Here is an 18,882-nt window from a genome sequence, read left to right on the forward strand (position 1 = left end):
GGCTTTTTTTATATTTTAAAGTTTTGCTTATCCTCTACTTCGTCCCATACGATTGTTACGAAATTCTTGCATTTTAGTAACAATGGTTTCTTGATACGCTTTTTTCGTGATTTCTTTTCCTTTGTCTGGTGCTTGAATCTCTACTTTCTCTTCAGGGTTGATAACCAATTTAGAGCATAACATTGTCGTGTCTCCTGCACTTACTTCAAGTATTAATCCAGGAAGTCCCCAATATTCTGATGGACCATGACTTACGGGGATTTGAGGTGTATACCAAGCCTCAACTTCTGTCATTGGAATCTCTGTCTCTGTGGTTTCTCCTTCAGCTGTTTCTCCTTCTGCTTTATCTGCAGCTGGAGCGTTACGTCTTAGTTTATCCCATGAGAAGGCATACCATGTTAGATCATCACTAGGTATGGTCGCCGTAGCTTTAAAACACATATAGTTTCCAATTTGTCTCGACTCTGTGCCCATTTTCCATTCTATTGGCTGTAACTTATCTTTAACTAAAAAGCGCTTTCCATAAAACTCTTGGTCTTGTATCTGTACGTTATCTTTAACGTTCTTGTATTGTTCTCCTGCAGCAAAATTTTTACCCCAAGAATCTGTGGCACCAGACATGGCATCTAGCTTATCACCTTCATTAAATATAGATTCTTCTTTGTTGAAGGTTAAGATATATGTCTTTTCAAGTCTGTTTTTTAAACGTGCCATGACTTGCTTTTTTTGAGCTTCACTCATTCGCGCTCCCCAAGCTCCTAAATCCATAGTAGATTTTGAAATATAAGTTGCTTGTCCTTGAAAGTCTTGAGCATTAACGTTTAAAGTAAGTAGTAAACCTAACGTCAAAATGCCTATATGCTTCATACGTATTTTCATAATAAAAGTAAATAATTGATTAAATGTCTAACAAATCTAATCAATTGTTAAACAAATATTGTGTCTTTATCATAAAATTAACAGTATAATCCTTTCATCTCTCGGGTTTTAAAATAACCGAAGTCACCTCAAAAGAGGTGACTTCGGTTTTGCGTTAAGGATGGAAATGGCATCCTTTTGTTTACAAAAGATATAATGGACAGCCTGACCTCAACCTTGCATAACGTTTCGTTGTGAAAATGAGGGAACGCCCAAATTACGTTATAATGTATATATTACTCTAAATGTAATGAATCGCGGTTGAATAAACGTTGATGAATTAAATACTGAAATATTACCAGCACTATTGTTTATTCTAGCATCGATATCTAATAAGTTAGAGGCTTTTACTTCATATTCCCATTTTGCGTCTCTATCTTTTCTATAGGCTAAACTCGCATCCCAAGTTTGGAAGGATTGCGAAGGCCTAACACCATCATCTTGATTGGTATAGGTATAATCTGTTCTAAAGGTTAATGACTTCCATATATATGCATCAAATTCAATCGATGGTGCATTGGTAACAAATTTTGTTGATGTCGTACCTTGATCATTATTTGTAATAGAGTATTGATATCTCAATCGTACATTTGGTGCTTCTCTAAAATTAGTACGCAACTCTGGTGTATAAGATTGACTAAAGCTTTCACTTACTGTTCGCAAGTCTTGAACGAATTGGTTTCTTTTAGAGTAAGAAAAACGCACACCCATTCTAGCTCTAATCTTTTTAAAGGTACGTTCAACACGACCGAATACACTAGCGGTTTCATCTGCGAAGTTTGAATTGAAAAACGAACTTGTTCTAATGACATTATCAAAATTCGTTGCACTTCTAATTTGATCAATATTCTTACTATAATTTGCAATGGCAAATACGTTGGTATAATTAAAAAGATTGAAACTAAAATATCTCAAACTCAAGTTATGTGATAATGAGTTTTGCAATTCAGGGTTACCAAAACTAATATTGTTAAAACTGTTTAATACTAGGCCTTCAGCTAAACTATTAACATCAGTAAACGAGTTACTCATGTTGTAACGGAAGGTTAAGGTTTCGCTCTTTTTAAATTGAATTAAGGTTTCAAATTCAGGCAACACTCTAAAGAAATTATCTTTAAACTCTTCTCCAAATTGTGTGTTTTTGTTTCCGTATGCGTGTAGTGATAATCCAGGAGTAATTGTGAACTTTCCCGATTTTACACGGTAGCGGAATCCCAAATACACATCGCTAAAGTTGTACTCTGTATCATTTTCATTTCTTAGAAGATTGCCTTCGCTATCTGTTAATTCTGCTACGGGATCAAAAAATGAGCCATCATCTAAGAATTGAAATATGTTGGAATTAAAACGTTGATTACTTAGAATCGTACCTAAGGTGACATTAATATTACTCTTATTATTTAAGATATAATAGTAATCTACTTTAGCGTCTAATTGATTCGACTTGATTCGTCTGTCTTGATTAAGGTTATAACCAAATTGATCTCTATCAAATCCTAAAGCAGTAGCTGTATTATCAAAAGCATCCTGGTCTTGAGGATCGTCATCATTGTTTGTTGGGTCATTCACTAACAACGCATTATAAAATGGATCTTCATCTTTTATTAAATGCTGTGCTTCAAGTGCAAAAATATTCTTTTCGTCTAGCGTGTAATAATAGTTGAAATTTTGATTGATACTAAATGGTGTCACCTCTTCTAATTCATTTGTACCACCAACAACTGATGAGAATACATTTTGCCGTTCTGAATCTTTTGAAAGTCGACCAAGAAGGTCATAATCCATTTGATTATTAAAGTTAGGTTTGTAAGAGGCACTTAACTTTGCGACACCCTGGTTACTGGCCTCTCTGCCCGTTTGTACCGTTTCTTCATCGGGAATTCCTAAATCTGAATTGATATATCTCACAAAGCTTTCTTGACGTGTTCTTAAACGGCTACTGTTGTAGATTACAAATCCACTAAGATCTAAAGCTTTGTTTGGAGAATAACTAAAGTTACCTGCACCTAGCTTTGTTTCAATCTCTTGAGCATTACCAAGGTTGGTTAATCCTCCAAGTCCGTTATCCCCTAAATTAATGTTGGTTCCACTACCTTGGCTAGGACGTCTAAATCCACCTCCAAAATTTCTAATATCACGATTGGTCAATGCGACTTCACCGATATTATTCATATCACCTATGACGTTAATGCTATATTTCGGACTATAATAAAAGAGTTTAGGTTGTACCAAATACAATTCATTATCGGGAGCTGTTCCGGCGCCAACGGTAACATCACCAAACCAGAAATTCTCTTTTCCTTCTTTCAGTTTGATATTAATCGCCACATTATCTTGGTTGTTAGTCACGCCTCTTAATTGACCAACTTCTGAGTAATTTCGTAATACTTGAATTTTATCTACGGCATTTGAAGGAATATTTTTAGTCGCTAATTTTGAATCCCCATCAAAGAAATCTTTTCCATTTACCATCAATTTATTAACGACTTTACCTTCGACTTCAATTTGTCCGTCGTCATTAATTTCCACACCCGGTAATTTTTTCAGGACATCTTCAAGCTTTCGCTCTGAGCCATCTTTAAAAGAATCGGCATTATAAACTAGGGTATCACCTTTAATAGTTACAGGCATTTCATAGGTTAACTCTATTGCATCAAGGGCATTATCAAGTTGGAGCTTATAGTCCTTAGTAATATTTGTTTCCTTGGTTGTTATTTCTTCAGAAAGTGTCTTCATCCCAATATAACTTACCTGCACCGTGTAGGTCGTGTTTTTTTCAAGATCAAGTTTATAGAGCCCTTTATCATTTGTAATGGCATATGATGCCATTGCTTTAGTGGCTTTGTTAATTGCAATAACATTAGCAAGTTCTAGTGGGTTACCAATACTGTCTTTAATTACGCCTCTAACTGTCACTTGAGCACTAACTATACTTGTTACAAACAAGACTGTTAGTAGAATTAGTTTTTTCATCTGCTAATTTCTGTTTTTGGTTTGGTGAGTTTTTACATCCATACGCTAGTCATTGATTTAATTGACTACTGAACGCATGACTGTTTTTGGTTTGGTTATATTTAATTTTAAACTGATTTATCAGTGGATCATTCTAATTTAATTTCGACGCCCCCTTCCGCGTCCGCCATACATCTCTCTCATTTCTTCGATTTTATCTTTCATGATTTTATTATATTCATCACGAGTTACAATTTCACCTTTATCTGGCATTTGGATTTCAGCTTTATCTTTAGGGTTCATTATAATTTTGGTACAAAGCATGACCGTTTTATCTGCGGTAACTTCTAAGATTAAACCTGGTAATCCATGATATTCACCCGGACCTGTACTCACTGGAATTTGCGGTGTATACCAAGCCGTGACAACTACAAATTTTGGTACTTCAACACCATCAAAAATATTTTCAGATTTCGTTGTGGTTGAATCTGTTGCTACTGAATCTGTCTTTGTTGAATCTGTTGACTCTTCACTTTCATTCTTTTCATCATTACCTCTACCTCTTCTACGCATGCTCATAAAGTCCATCTCATCAACAGGTTTTGTTGTTGTTGCTTTAAAACACGTGTACTGGCCAATCTGTTTTGATTCACTACCGAGTTTCCATTCTAGCTTAGGTAAGGAATCTTTAACCAAAAATGATTTTCCAAAGAACTCTTGCTCTTGCAAGATTAAGGCTTCTTTTATATTCTTATATTGAGGTCCACCAGTAAAGCTACTCATCATACCTCCCCAACGACTACCACCAGATCCTGGTGCTGCAAGTTTATCTTCTTCTTTATAAGTGGATTCACTACGGTTAAAATTGAGTACATAGGTTTTTTCTAACATACTCTTCATTCGTTCTGCAATCTGCTTTTTTTGCTGTTCAGACATTTGACCGCCACCCCATCCGCTCATATCCATGGACGTTTTGGTTTGATAAATCGCTTGCCCTTGAAAATCTTGGGCATTTAAATTGAATGATAAAAGTAGGAGTAAAACCGCACTACTGAATTTAGTTACTAGTGTTTTCATGATAGAGTCAAGTCTTTAACTTGTTTAACAAAACTAAACAAGTATTAAACATAAGTTATTTATTTATAATAACATTAACGTTCAAAAATACTTTAATTAAACACATAAGACTTTAAAAACAAGCAATAGTTAACTATGAAAAGGTTAAAATTTTCTTAATTAATTTACTACCCTCCAATTCTAATCTCAACACGCTCACCATCACGACCATTGGTATTGACTCTTGTCCGTTCTTCCATTTCTTTTAGCTTTTTTTCCATGATTTGATCATAGGCATCTTGCATGATTTCTTTTCCCTTAACAGGTTCAGAAATATCTGTTGCGTTTTTTGGATTGATTACAATTTTACTGCATATTACTGTTTCGCTTCCGTCATTGACTTCAAGAATCAATCCTGGAAGTCCGTGATAATTTCCAGGTCCAGCACTCACTGGGATTTGAGGCGTATACCAAGCAGTAATTGTAATTAGTTTCATTTTAGGTTCCTTATCAGCTGTACTTAAATCTTTATCTCCATTAAAACTAATTCCGCTTTCGACATCTTCAACCTCACGGGTTGTTGTTGCTTTAAAACAGGTGTATTCTCCTATATTTTTAGTCTCCGATTCCAAGTTCCATTCAATATCTTTTAAATCATCTTTAATTAAAAACAGTTTACTAAAGGATTCGTTTTGATTGGTATATCGCTTTTCCTTGATATTCTTATATAGCAAATCAGAACCTCCAGAGCTCACCATAACCACGAAGCCTCCTTGTGGCTGCGGTGGCGCCAATGACTCTTCCTCTTTATAAATTGATTCCTCTTTATTAAAGGAAAGGATATAGGTTTTTTCAAATTGCTTCTTAAGCATTTCCATCATTTGTTGATGCATTTCAGAATTCACTTGAGTGCTGTCGAGTTTAATGTCAATTTTTCGTTTAGACTTGTAGGTAGCCTCACCTTGAAACTCTTGACCATTCACTTTTGTTATTAATAAAAGTGTTGATATAATGATTAATTTAACTACTAATTTCATCTGTTTGGATTTATTTATTTTGATAATATTTGATTGCAGCTTTTCTAATTTTCTTTAAACTTTTTAAAAAGCCATTTATATCCTTTGTGTTTCCAGTTACGCTATAAGATAATGTACTTTTAGCTCCGTTAGACATGTTGTTACCGTTACAAATAATTTCGAATGAAATATCTTCATTTTCTTTTACTTCTCCTAAAAGCGCCTTAATATCTTTTAAATCAAAAACAGCTTCCACTTCTTTGGCTGAATCAACCGTTACCGAAACTTTCAAATCTTTCAATTGAATGTCCTCCATGGTCACTTGGCCTTTGATATCTTGCGCATAACTCATGCTTACAGTGGCAATTAATAACCCTAAAATAGTTAATACTTGTTTCATTCTCTTTGGTTTTAATGATTAATACACTACAAATGTAATTGACACTATAATGGTTTTGCGTTAACCAGTGTTAACGTGTGTTAACCGATTAGTTTTTAACCGTTTTAACATTTACATTTGACCTATGAATGATTCTAAATACAAATATATACTCTATGTAATTGTCATTGTTATTCTTTCTACTATCGGCATACAGGCCTTCTGGAATTATAAGAACTATCAAACAAATAAGCAGCAACTAACTAAAGACGTGCAAACCAGTCTTGATAAAGCCGTAGACGATTATTATACCGCATTAGCTCAAAATACCACACTGGGTTTAAAACTTGAAGGAAACGCTCAAAAAAATGTCTTCGATGACGGTGGATTTCTCGACGAACTTTCTTTATCTATTGATGAATCTAACAAACGGTTTAATCACTTAGATTCTCTTAAAATTGGGGATTTAAAAGGAGTTACTGTATTAAGAGGGTTACAAATAGATTCTGTAGAAAAACTGGAAAAAAGTGAGAATAAAAGTATATCTCCAAAAGAGTTCAAACAAAAACTTAAGGAGATTAAGGCTAATTATGAAACGGACAGCTTTAAAGTCGATATCTCAGGCATTGAAATGCTTACCTCAAAAATCTTCATATCGATCAATAATGACACTTTGGATTTAAAGAAAATTGATAGCTTGTTCAAATCAGATTTAACCAGAAAAAATATAAATCTCGAATATCGCTTAGATTTCAATGACTCCATAGCAGAAGACCATAACAATATAAATCTATTGGAGTATAAGAACTCAGATAAAAACCATAAACTCGTTTTGAGCAATACCGCTAAATCTACATTACTACCAAAAAACAGTGAACTTAATATTTACTATGAAAATGAGACATGGGTGGTTTTAAAGCGAATTGTTTGGACTATTATCATTTCGACACTTTTAGTGCTCGCTGTTATTAGTTGCTTATTTTACCTATTGAAAATTATCAAACACCAAAAACAATTAGCCGAAGTAAAAAATGACTTGATTAGTAATATTACCCATGAATTCAAAACACCAATAGCCACCATAGGTGTTGCATTAGAGAGTATACAAAATTTTAATGCTCTAAATGATAAAGCCAAAACAAATAATTATTTAGACATGTCTACCCTACAACTCTCTAAATTAAATACCATGGTAGAAAAGCTTTTGGAAACGGCCACTCTAGACAGTGAAAACTTAGAACTCAATATTGACACTTATAATATTTCCGAGGTGATTACAGCGATAATTGACAAACATAAGATTCAGAATGATCTCAAATCTATACAAAGCAATATCCCTAGCGATATTATAGCAAAGGTTGATGTTTTTCATTTTGAAAACGCCGTTAACAACATTATTGACAATGCCTTTAAATATGGTGGTGATGACATTATTGTGGATTTGAAACAAAGCGAATCAAAAATTGAACTTACCATTTCTGATAACGGTCACTCATTATCTAAAACGAATAAAGAACGTATTTTCGAGAAATTTTATCGCGTCCCTAAAGGCAACACACATGATATAAAAGGGTTTGGGATTGGTTTGTATTATGCCAAAAAAATTATTGATAAGCACCATGGAAGTCTCACACTTGATCTAAAAAACAAACGAACCACATTTAAAATCTCCTTGCCCAATGTCTAAAATCACCATTTTACTCGCTGAAGACGAACCAGCATTAGGGCAAATTATCAAGGAGAGTTTAGAAACAAGAGACTTTCACGTACTTCTATGTGAAAATGGTGAATTAGCACTTGAATCATACCAAAAAGAATCCCCAGAACTTTTAATATTAGATGTGATGATGCCTAAAAAAGATGGCTTCACTTTAGCTAAAGAAATAAGAGCCATTGATGATAGGATTCCTATAATATTTCTCACCGCAAAATCACAAACTCAAGACGTCGTTGAGGGATTCACCATTGGAGGCAATGATTATTTAAAGAAGCCCTTTAGCATGGAAGAACTCATTGTTCGAATTAACAACCTACTCAACCGCACTAAAACTCAAAAAACTTCAGAGATTTTTGAGGTTGGAGCTTACACCTTCGATTTCCCGAAGCAACAATTACACTTCGAAAATGAATCGCAACAGCTCACACACAGGGAGGCACATTTATTATTTCATTTGATTAAAAACAAAAATCAGGTCTTAGATCGGTCATTAATTCTCAAAAAACTATGGGGAAATGACGACTTTTTCTCTGCTCGAAGCATGGATGTTTTTATTTCTAAACTGCGCAAAAAACTACAAAAAGACGAAAGTGTACAAATCATAAACGTAAGAGGATTTGGATATAAGTTGGTGAATTAAACGCCCATTGACCTGCGTTTTATTTACTATGGCATGAGTACTGAGATTACTAAACATCTAAATATGGATACATAATTTTTATAATTAAAAGTAGTTTGATTAATAATGGTTCAATTTTTGTATTTTTCAGTTCTATAAAAGTGATATGACAGTTCTAAGATATGTTTTGATGTTTTTTTCTACCCTAGCTGTTGGGCAATCAACTATGACATTAAATATCAAAGAGACTATAGCACTAAAAGCAGATCACATTGTTGCTGTTGACAACTTTGAAACGATCTATTATACGGTTAGCAATATCCTTTATAAAAAGCCAAAGAACCAGCCATCTATTAATTATAGCAATGTACAACTCGGGATTCCAACAACTGTAAATGCCTACAACCCTTTAAAAATCAATATGTTTTTTCAGGATTTTAATAGTGTAGTCATCTTGGACAATCGTTTAGCCGAAATTTATAAAATCGATTTTAATCAACTTCAACCTTATAGATTTGTAACGCATGTCTCAACGGGATATGACAATACACTTTGGGTTTTCAATCAAGAGATCCAACAACTAGAATTATACGATTATAAAACTAACAAAAGACGCATCACTACAGTTCCAGTACAATCCAATGTTTTAGATTTAAAAAGCGACTATAATTATTGCTGGATGCTTACTGAAAACTATCTATATCAATATACTTACTTTGGTAGTTTAATCTCTAAAATTGAAAACAAGGGCTATACTTCTATGGCGCTTAACAATGAAAATCTTGTTCTAAAATCAGATGCAAGCCTCTTTTATAAATCCAAAAAGAGTGATGCCATCATTCCGCTTAAAACACCAAAATTGTTAATAAATCAGTTTTTACTAACCAATGAAACCTTGTATATTTACGATTCTGAAAAACTCCACATATACCAATTAAAAATCGAATAGATATGCACGTTGCCGTCGCAGGAAATATTGGTGCGGGTAAAACCACACTCACGAAATTACTAGCAAAACACTTCAGATGGGAGCCACAGTTAGAAGATGTGGTAGACAACCCTTATCTAGACGATTTTTACAACCAGATGGAACGTTGGAGCTTCAATCTTCAAGTCTATTTTTTAAACAGTAGATTTCGCCAGGTGGCACAAATTCGTAAAAGTGGTAAAGACATTATACAAGATAGAACCATTTATGAAGACGCTCATATTTTTGCGCCTAACCTTCACGCTATGGGATTAATGACTAATCGCGATTTTGAAAATTACCGTTCATTATTTGATTTGATGGAAGGTTTTGTAGAAGGGCCTGACTTGCTTATTTATCTCCGTAGCTCAATTCCAAACTTAGTAGCACAAATTCACAAGCGAGGTCGTGATTATGAGAATTCTATAAGTATTGACTATTTAAGCCGTCTTAATGAACGCTATGAGGCATGGATTCATGGCTATGACAAAGGCAACTTGTTAATTGTTGATGTCGATAATTTAGATTTTGTGTCAAACCCAGAAGATCTTGGAGGCATCATTAATAAAATTGATGCACAAATTAATGGTTTGTTCTAGTGTTCGGATTTGGTTATTACGAGTCAATCTTGATAAGAACCCAGCATTTCTATTTTTTATAGAAGTTCTTGATAGATAAAAAACTAAATCACAATTAAGTGCTCGTTAATTTTTTATAAAGCCATTTAACTTCGCATGCTTAATGGCTTGGGCACTACTCTCAGCCAACAAAACTGGAATTTGATCATAAGCTTCGAATAGGTCTTTTATGCGTTGCATTTTCTTTTTATGTTTAACAACCCTTAAGTAGATGGCCGCAACTTGATTAGGAAATTCATTAGCGATGTCAAGATAAATATCAGCATCAGATTCACCACTATCACCGATAAGAATAAATTTTAAATGCGGATATGTTTTTAAAATATTGATAATCTCTTTATGTTTTTGAGGCTGATCTCCAGATTTCTTTTTAAAGATATCTTTAAAACTTCTCAGTAATATCGGACCTTTAGGAAATGCATTTTGCTTAAGAAAGAATTCAAGATAGCGGTAAAGATTCCACGGACTATGACTCACGTAAAAAATCGGATTTGCATTCTCTCCCGATGTGCCTCGATGTAATTTATGATAGAATTCGGCTGCCCCTTCCAATGGAATTCGGCTTGCAGCACTTTTGAAAATACTATTTAACAGTACCTTCCATTTTAAAGTAGATACCACACCCGTATGAATGATAGTATCATCAATATCACTGATAACACCATAATCAGCATTTTGAGAAGGAATTAATAGTTCTCCAGGAAAACGATTCGAATTCTGAATATGCCGCTTAATTTGAGGATCATCATAAGCCACTTCAAAATTTAACCACCCTTCTGCATTAGCCATTTCTGTTAGGCCATCGACCTTCTCATCAAATTTAAAATAACCGTGATCATCCGTAGAAGCTCTTAAAACAGGCCCTCCTGGTAGTTTAATTTTAAGAGCTGTATGCTTGATTTCATCGCTTTCAAAACGTTTCCATGAATTAATAAATAATCCAAACAAACCCTTTTGTTCCAAATTAACAGTTTCGTCTTCTAATGCACGACCACGCATATAGAAATGCGTAGCCGTACCATAACTTTGAAATGTAATAATTTGTAAAGGATCTTTTTTAAACACGCACCAAATAATTAAGTGTTCAAGATACTAAAATCGTAAATATGAGCGTGAGATTAATGATGCTTATTGAGTTCATTTTTGATAAATAACTCAATATCAGTCTTTAGCTGTTTAAGTTGATTCATAAGTCCATCATGTTTCTCTTTCAACAGAGCCTTAGACTCTTCCAATTTTGCCCTCTCATGCATAAGCCCATCAATTTGACAGTGCCCCAACTGATGTTCCAAATGTCCCATTTGATGATCAGTAGTATAAATCTTTGTAATTGTTGCACTGAACGAGGTTTTTAGACTACTAATTATTTCAGACTTATGAGGCATGAGGGCTATCAGTTTGTCTAAAGTGCTTTCGAACTTTACATTGACCCCTGAGTGAGCACAACCTAAACGAACGTTTCGCAATTCGTGAGTGCAAAGGGGCAAACGATCAAAAACCGTGACACTATCCATTGTTGAATATTTTGGTGTTCCGTCAGGATTAATTGCTACTCCTTCATGAAACATGCCGCATTTTACAACTTGCAGCTGTTCAATATTTTCATATATCGACTGTATATCACTAATTAAATTCACAAGTATAAAATTACCAATCATTTGGCATTTAGAATCAGGTATAAACACCTATTTCTAATCCAAAAAAAAAAGCCGCGATATACGCGGCTTTTTTATATTTATGTGAACGGAATTATTCTTTAATAACGTTCATTTCTTTAATTATTTTTTTCGAGTCTCCTTCTAAAACATCATTCGCCTTTTCAAAAGCTCTTAGTTGAGCTTCAACTTCAGCTTCAGTTCCAGAAAATAATTCTTCTTTAGTAACTTCTTCACCATTTTCAATGGTTGTATACGTAATGGTAGCTTCAGCTATGTCTTTAGACCCATCTACAACCATTTCAATTTCTGATTCGTTGTTTGCTAATCCTTCTTCCGATGTATGTCCACCTAAAATTGGAGCTATAACTAAACCGATTAAACAGGTTAATTTGATTAAGATGTTCATTGAAGGTCCAGATGTATCTTTAAATGGATCCCCAACAGTATCTCCAGTTACAGCTGCCTTATGAGCTTCAGAACCTTTGAAGGTCATTTCTCCGTTGATTTCTACACCAGCTTCAAAAGATTTCTTAGCGTTATCCCAAGCACCTCCAGCATTGTTTTGGAAGATTGCCCATAATACACCAGAAACCGTAACACCAGCCATATAACCACCTAACATTTCAGCGATAGCTAAATTATCCATACCAAATAACATTGGCAGAAAAGCAATAACTAAAGGAAATCCAATAGTTAATAACCCTGGTAACATCATTTCTCTTAATGACGCTTCAGTTGAAATCGCCACACACTTATCATATTCTGGTTTCCCAGTACCTTCCATAATTCCAGGAATGTCTCTAAACTGACGACGTACTTCTTCTACCATTTCCATAGCAGCTTTTCCTACTGCATTCATTGCTAAAGCAGAAAATACAACTGGTACCATACCACCAACAAATAGCATCGCTAAAACTGGTGCTTTAAAGATGTTAATTCCGTCAATTCCTGTAAACGTTACGTACGCTGCAAATAATGCTAGAGACGTTAAAGCTGCAGATGCAATAGCAAAACCTTTTCCTGTTGCCGCTGTTGTATTACCAACTGAATCTAAGATGTCAGTACGTTCTCTTACGATTGGTTCTTGTTCGCTCATTTCAGCAATACCACCTGCATTATCAGAAATTGGTCCGAAAGCATCAATCGCTAATTGCATAGCTGTTGTTGCCATCATTGCAGAAGCTGCTAAAGCTACACCATAGAATCCAGCAAATGCATAGGATGCCCAAATTGCTCCAGCAAATAATAATACTGAAGGAAATGTAGATATCATACCTGTTGCTAAACCAGCGATAATATTAGTTCCTGCTCCAGTAGATGATTGTTGTACAATATTTAAAATTGGTTTTTTGCCTAATCCTGTATAGTATTCAGTAACAGAAGAAATAACTGCACCTACAAATAATCCAACTAAAGTTGCATAAAACACTCGCATTGAAGAGATCTCTTGTAGACCTTCTCCGAAGAAATTCATTTTCATTGTTTCTGGTAACATCCAAGTTACTAATCCGAAACAAGCTGCAGCAACTAAAATAATAGATGTCCAGTTTCCAACATTTAAAGCGCCCATGACTTGAGCTTCTTTAGCATCGTTACTTTTTATTTTCACCAACATCGTTCCTATAACAGAAATAATAATTCCTGCACCAGCTATTGCCATTGGCAATAAGATTGGACCAATACCTCCAAACGCATCAGAAATAGATCCACCCATATCTTTAATCACATAGTTACCAAGAACCATTGCAGCTAAAACTGTTGCTACATAAGATCCAAATAAATCGGCTCCCATACCCGCAACATCACCTACATTATCACCTACGTTATCTGCAATAGTTGCAGGATTGCGAGGATCATCTTCTGGAATACCAGCTTCAACTTTACCCACTAAATCAGCACCTACATCGGCAGCCTTGGTATAAATACCACCACCAACTCTTGCAAAAAGAGCAATAGATTCAGCTCCTAATGAGAATCCAGCTAAGGTTTCTAGTACGATAGTCATATCCATTGTACTTGTCCATACACCTCCCATAAAGTAATGGAAGAAAAGTATAAAGAACGATGTTAAACCTAATACAGCCAATCCAGCAACACCAAGTCCCATAACTGTTCCACCGCCAAAAGAGATTTTAAGGGCGTTCGGTAAGCTAGTACGCGCTGCTTGAGTTGTTCTAACGTTTGTTTTGGTAGCGATTTTCATTCCGATGTTTCCAGCGAAAGCAGAAAATACAGCTCCAAAAACAAATGCGATTACAATTAACCAGTGAGTCGTTGGCACTATAAAAGATACAGCTGTTAGTGCAGCTGCTACGATTACAACAAAAATTGCAAGTAATCTATATTCAGCATTTAAAAACGCTAATGCACCTTCGTAGATGTGATCTGAAATTTCTTTCATTTTACCATCTCCAGCATCTTGTTTCATAACCCATAATTTTTTAATGATCATGTAAATTAATCCTAAAATCGCCAAAGCTATTGGCATGTAAATCATCAGTGATTCCATATAGTTTTATTATTTGATTAGTTTTTAACGTGTGCAAAAGTAACAAAATCAATGTTAATAGAAAAGCCCTTTTATTTAGAAAACAAAAGGGCTTTGTTGATTTATATATTTTTCCTTTTAAATTGTAAAATCACCATTGACTTTATGCTCGCTAATTTCGTAGCGATTAACACATTTATTAAGAATATCATAGGCTTCATCAGCATTCCCCCAGCCACCGACATCTACTCTCTTTTTCTCCAAATCTTTATAAACTTGGAAAAAATGTTCAATTTCTTTTATTTGATGAGGGTTCATATCGGCTAAATCATTCAAGTTATTCCAAATAGGATCAGAAACAGGCACACAAATTACTTTTTCATCTGGCCCTTTTTCATCGGCCATATGAAATACACCAATTGGTTTTACCTCAACCACACACATTGGAAATGTCGGTTCGCCTCCTAAAACTAAGACATCCAAAGGGTCACCATCTAAAGCTAATGTCTCTGGAATAAAACCATAATCAGCAGGATACATCATAGATGAAAATAGCATACGATCAAATCTGATTTTTTTTAATTCAAAATCATATTCATATTTATTACGACTTCCTTTTGGGATTTCAATTAGTACGTCGAAAGTCACTTTTCCTGCTGCTGTCATATTGTTATATCATTAAATTTTGGGATGCAAAGATAGTGTATTGTTTGGGCTGGACAATAAAATTAAGTTTGAGTTTATCAGAAAATTAATCGAACTTAGTTTCCGTTTAAAATAGGTGCCTCATCAAAAAAAAATTAAATATCAACATGAAATTTCGTACCCTTATTGGTTTTTCAATTCTAGTATTACTTACAAATCTCATAAATGCTCAAGACCTGTCAAAACATCAATGGAACAATAGAGTCCTATTAATAATAACCGAGGATACAGGAAATACTGTTTTTCAAAATCAAATTAATTCATTAAATAATCAAGACCAAGCATTAAAAGAAAGGAAACTCTTAGTGTATCAAATCTCACCAACCCATTATAAGATTGGCATTTCAGAGCATCATACTTGGACAGTAAGTCAAAAATTATATAGACAATTCAAAACGGAGAAAACATCATTTGTAGTACTACTCATTGGACTAGACGGCAGTGTGAAACAAAAACAAGATCACATATTAAATCCTAAAACACTTTTTAACATCATTGATGGCATGCCCATGAGGCTGTCTGAAATAAGAGGAAACAAATAGTTCAAAAACTTGATAATTACAGATATATTTGTGATCGGCTCTTTAAATAAAACGATATGCAAGATCAGTATTCCATTTTTAGAAAATTTAGAAGCTTAGAGGAAGCTATGGATATCAAAGCCCTCCTAGCTTCCAACGATATAAATTGTATTATTGATGATAATGTCCCAGCCGTAGACATTACTTTCGCTGGTAGCACTTTAAACAACCAAGTAGAAATTAGAATTAAACAAAACGACTTTGATAACGCCGAATCCGTTTTAGAACAACACTCCAAAACCTTTGTTAGTGATGTGGATAAAGATTATTATCTCTTTGAGTTTACTAATGAAGAGCTCTATGAAGTATTATTGAAATCTGACGAATGGAGTTCTTTTGATTATACATTAGCACAACATATTTTATCTGAACGTGGTAAGCATATTGATAAAGATTTACTGAGCTCTCTTAAAAAACAACGGTTAGCGCACTTAGCAAAGCCTGAAGGAAACCAAAAGCCTTGGATTATTTGTGGTTATTTCTTTTCAATCATTGGTGGATTTATTGGTTTAATAATTGGATATTTCCTCTGGACTTCAAAGAAAACATTACCTAATGGCCAAAAAGTCTATTCATATTCAGCCAAAGACCGGACACATGGAAAATACATCTTTTATATCGGGCTCATTTTCTTTCCTCTCATATTACTCTGGAGAATCCTTTATCAAAGCTACTAGAAGTTAAACCCAAAACTACCAGTGACACCAAATGGTCTCGCATCTGGAGTAGAAAGATAATTTCCTCTAAAGTTAAAATCGATGCGTAAAATTTTAAAAATATTACCAATGCCAAAACTGTACTCGTAATAAATATCTTGACTTGGTGCAACAAGTGGTGTTTCGGCAAGGTTACCAGTTGTGTTTAAGGCAATATTATCATTAGACAAGTCGCCCCAAACTCCGCGAACCCCTATTATAGCTCTTAGATTATATTTTTTTAGAAATGGGATTCGTGAAAATATACGTCCATTGAAATTGTGTTCTACATGTAAAGACGTATAGGTATCAGTCACGAATTCATAAAAATCTAATTGCGGAAATGTATTATAGATTGAGAAATATGATTGATTTCCAGGAACCACACTTAACAAAGATAATGGCACTTCTCCAAAGGTCTTCCCAGCCTCTATGGTAGTTGTTAAACGTCCGAATCCTCCAACTTGCCATGGTTGAATGTACGAGAATTGCACTTTGGTATAATCAAAATCACTATTAAAAATATCTTGATCTCCTCTTGTAATCTGAGTAAATAAACTTGCAAAACCATCATTCGCCACGCGACGTTCTACTCCAAATCCTGTCATTTTTCGCTTCGGAAAATAGGACAGCGATATCGCTGTTTCAAATTGCTTGACTTCGGAAGAAATTCCAGATGGTGACTCGGGATCATTATAATCTAAACTGAAAGTTGGTGATGCCGATTCTAAAGTTTTATATGTTCCACTCGTGCGAATAACAAAATTCCTTGCGGGTTCAATCTCAAGTGACATCGTTGTCAAATTGATACTGGTAAGCTTATCATTAACGGCTGTTCCTACAACAGCAGATGAGGCTAAACTTCTACCTAAGACATCTGTTGAAGCGGTTAAGTTTGCACCTATTTGCTCTACGTCACGACGGTTTCCTGCTGAGATGATAATTCGTCGTTTTTTATCTACCAGCCATTTTCCAGAAATACCATATTTGAATTTATCATCTCTAAATCCGTAGGCTAAAAACCCTTCAATACGCCAAAGATCATTGGGTCCAAAATAGGTACGTCCTCCTGTTCGAATCCGAGTCCCTTCAACCTCATTAAATCCAAAGGTTGAAAATATCGGACCGTAGTCAAAATTGATACTTGGAAATTCTATGTAACCTGAAGCCAAAATACTACCAATACTATATAAACGTTTAAATTTTTTCACCGTTTTTAGTGTATCTAGCATTTTATAAACCCCTTTTTCGTCTTTACTCAAGGATTCCATTCTGTTTTGTGTCCAAAACTTATCATCACGGTTATAGACATCTTCATTATAATTGTATACTTCAACATCATAGAACTTATCATCCTTGGGAATATCAAAGGTGTAATTATCATATAAAGTTGTACGCTTTCCGTAAACACCACGTGACTTTTCTTTTTTATTCAAGGCGAAATCAGACAACATATAGTCTCGCTTAATCAAGAATATAGAATCATTCAACACATCAAATTCCTGTTCGATATAAATTTCCTTTACCCAGTTAATATTTGCGCTTTTAGACGCTTGCAGATTGATGTCTTTAATGGCGTAGGTAGTATCATTGACCCAAAAATCACCTTTAAAAGTGAGTTCATTTTTTCGTCGTGGATAGTAAATGATGTTATAGCACCACTTATTGTCTATAAAGGCACTATCAGATAAGATATAATTATACGTCTGTATTCCCGTTCGCGACAAGGGACTTACAAAACTCTTATCGAAGAACTTCAAATAGTTATCGTAAATATCAAAATCGGCATACAAATCATCTATGAAATCAATAATAATTTGATTGTTACTAAAGCCTGAGTTTTTATTTCCTTTTATGTCTTCCTTTTCCTTGCTTAATAAATTATCACCATACACCTTACTCACAGATTCATTAATGAATATTGGTAAATATGTTTTTCCAGTGATTCTTGAGGTATCTACTTCTTTAAACACAAATTCCATACCTCTAAACAACTTACTTTTAATCAATGCACTATCTATAGTATTAAGATCAAACTCTACCTTTTCGTACTTATCATACTCATATTGCTTGAACTGTCCCAATCCGTTTTGCCGTTTGCGCTCCCAAATTTTCTGTAGAATTCGTATTGCTGGATTTTCAGAAGCTTTTTTAGATTGTTTTCCAGTAATGATTACGACTTCGTTAAGGGCATCTGCTTCTTCTTTTAATACGAATTTTAGATCGTAATTAACTTTTTTATCCAGTGTAATTTCTAGTTGTTGATAGCCTAAAAAAGAAACAACAACAATGTCCCAAGTATTGTCAGACTCAAGGTAGAAGAGCCCATTTTCATTAGTAATAGTACCCTCAGTTGAACCTTTAAAAAATACATTAGCAAAGGCAATGGGCTGATTGTTTTCATCATTTACATAACCACTTATTTTGGTTTGTGAAAACGCAATCGAACCACCTAAGAATAAAACAAGAATTAGTAGATTTAATTTCATAAGT

At 34.4% G+C, this 18,882-nt stretch carries 16 protein-coding genes; 6 read left to right on the forward strand and 10 right to left on the reverse strand.

Going from position 1 to position 18,882, the window contains the following annotated elements; genetic code table 11:
• Positions 1–27: 27 nt before the first annotated feature.
• From BLT57_RS00555 to BLT57_RS00575, 5 genes are all read right to left on the reverse strand, one after another.
• Positions 28–879, reverse strand: a complete 852-nt coding sequence (locus tag BLT57_RS00555) for a GLPGLI family protein (RefSeq protein ID WP_091420790.1) — start codon at positions 877–879, stop codon at positions 28–30.
• 261 nt (positions 880–1,140) lie between these two features.
• A complete protein-coding gene (locus tag BLT57_RS00560; protein ID WP_091420791.1) occupies positions 1,141–3,891 on the reverse strand; it encodes a TonB-dependent receptor in 2,751 nt (916 codons plus the stop codon).
• A gap of 138 nt (positions 3,892–4,029) precedes the next feature.
• Positions 4,030–4,947 carry a GLPGLI family protein gene (locus BLT57_RS00565; protein ID WP_091420793.1) on the reverse strand — a complete coding sequence of 306 codons (918 nt, stop codon included), beginning with the start codon at positions 4,945–4,947 and terminating at the stop codon, positions 4,030–4,032.
• A 167-nt stretch (positions 4,948–5,114) separates the two neighbouring features.
• Positions 5,115–5,963 (reverse strand): GLPGLI family protein, encoded by an 849-nt coding sequence (locus BLT57_RS00570; protein ID WP_091420794.1) that lies wholly within the window; start codon positions 5,961–5,963, stop codon positions 5,115–5,117.
• Between the two features lie 10 nt (positions 5,964–5,973).
• On the reverse strand, positions 5,974–6,342 hold the full coding sequence (locus BLT57_RS00575; protein WP_091420796.1) for a hypothetical protein: 369 nt from the start codon (positions 6,340–6,342) through the stop codon (positions 5,974–5,976).
• Positions 6,343–6,466: 124 nt separating this feature from the next.
• Here BLT57_RS00575 and BLT57_RS00580 point away from each other — a divergent pair, with 124 nt between their 5' ends.
• From BLT57_RS00580 to BLT57_RS00595, 4 genes are all read left to right on the forward strand, one after another.
• Positions 6,467–8,008: a sensor histidine kinase KdpD gene (locus BLT57_RS00580; protein ID WP_091420799.1), complete on the forward strand. Its 1,542-nt coding sequence runs from the start codon at positions 6,467–6,469 to the stop codon at positions 8,006–8,008.
• Entirely contained in the window at positions 8,001–8,678 is a 678-nt protein-coding gene (locus BLT57_RS00585; protein WP_091420802.1) for a response regulator transcription factor, read from the forward strand. The genes BLT57_RS00580 and BLT57_RS00585 overlap by 8 nt, the downstream gene beginning before the upstream one ends.
• Before the next feature lie 169 nt (positions 8,679–8,847).
• Positions 8,848–9,606: a hypothetical protein gene (locus BLT57_RS00590; protein WP_231928733.1), complete on the forward strand. Its 759-nt coding sequence runs from the start codon at positions 8,848–8,850 to the stop codon at positions 9,604–9,606.
• Positions 9,607–9,608: 2 nt separating this feature from the next.
• Entirely contained in the window at positions 9,609–10,223 is a 615-nt protein-coding gene (locus BLT57_RS00595; protein ID WP_091420815.1) for a deoxynucleoside kinase, read from the forward strand.
• 105 nt (positions 10,224–10,328) lie between these two features.
• Here the strand turns inward: BLT57_RS00595 and BLT57_RS00600 are convergent, their stop codons facing one another.
• From BLT57_RS00600 to BLT57_RS00615, 4 genes are all read right to left on the reverse strand, one after another.
• Positions 10,329–11,327, reverse strand: a complete 999-nt coding sequence (locus BLT57_RS00600) for an App1 family protein (protein WP_231928734.1) — start codon at positions 11,325–11,327, stop codon at positions 10,329–10,331.
• Positions 11,328–11,380: 53 nt separating this feature from the next.
• Positions 11,381–11,899, reverse strand: coding sequence for a hypothetical protein (locus BLT57_RS00605; RefSeq protein ID WP_157717089.1), 519 nt, complete (start codon positions 11,897–11,899; stop codon positions 11,381–11,383).
• Between the two features lie 112 nt (positions 11,900–12,011).
• Positions 12,012–14,429 carry a sodium-translocating pyrophosphatase gene (locus BLT57_RS00610; protein WP_091420825.1) on the reverse strand — a complete coding sequence of 806 codons (2,418 nt, stop codon included), beginning with the start codon at positions 14,427–14,429 and terminating at the stop codon, positions 12,012–12,014.
• A 117-nt stretch (positions 14,430–14,546) separates the two neighbouring features.
• Positions 14,547–15,074 carry an inorganic diphosphatase gene (locus BLT57_RS00615; RefSeq protein ID WP_091420828.1) on the reverse strand — a complete coding sequence of 176 codons (528 nt, stop codon included), beginning with the start codon at positions 15,072–15,074 and terminating at the stop codon, positions 14,547–14,549.
• Between the two features lie 146 nt (positions 15,075–15,220).
• On the opposite strand from BLT57_RS00615, the gene BLT57_RS00620 reads away from it, so the two are divergent.
• Together BLT57_RS00620 and BLT57_RS00625 are read left to right on the forward strand one after the other, a co-directional pair.
• Positions 15,221–15,655: a DUF4174 domain-containing protein gene (locus tag BLT57_RS00620; protein ID WP_091420834.1), complete on the forward strand. Its 435-nt coding sequence runs from the start codon at positions 15,221–15,223 to the stop codon at positions 15,653–15,655.
• Positions 15,656–15,711: 56 nt separating this feature from the next.
• Positions 15,712–16,371, forward strand: coding sequence for a hypothetical protein (locus tag BLT57_RS00625; RefSeq protein ID WP_091420837.1), 660 nt, complete (start codon positions 15,712–15,714; stop codon positions 16,369–16,371).
• Here the strand turns inward: BLT57_RS00625 and BLT57_RS00630 are convergent.
• Entirely contained in the window at positions 16,368–18,878 is a 2,511-nt protein-coding gene (locus BLT57_RS00630) for a DUF5686 and carboxypeptidase-like regulatory domain-containing protein (protein ID WP_091420841.1), read from the reverse strand. The genes BLT57_RS00625 and BLT57_RS00630 overlap by 4 nt on opposite strands.
• Positions 18,879–18,882: the final 4 nt, after the last annotated feature.

The sequence above is a fragment of the Formosa sp. Hel1_31_208 genome, from assembly GCF_900104785.1.
GTDB lineage: Bacteria > Bacteroidota > Bacteroidia > Flavobacteriales > Flavobacteriaceae > Psychroserpens.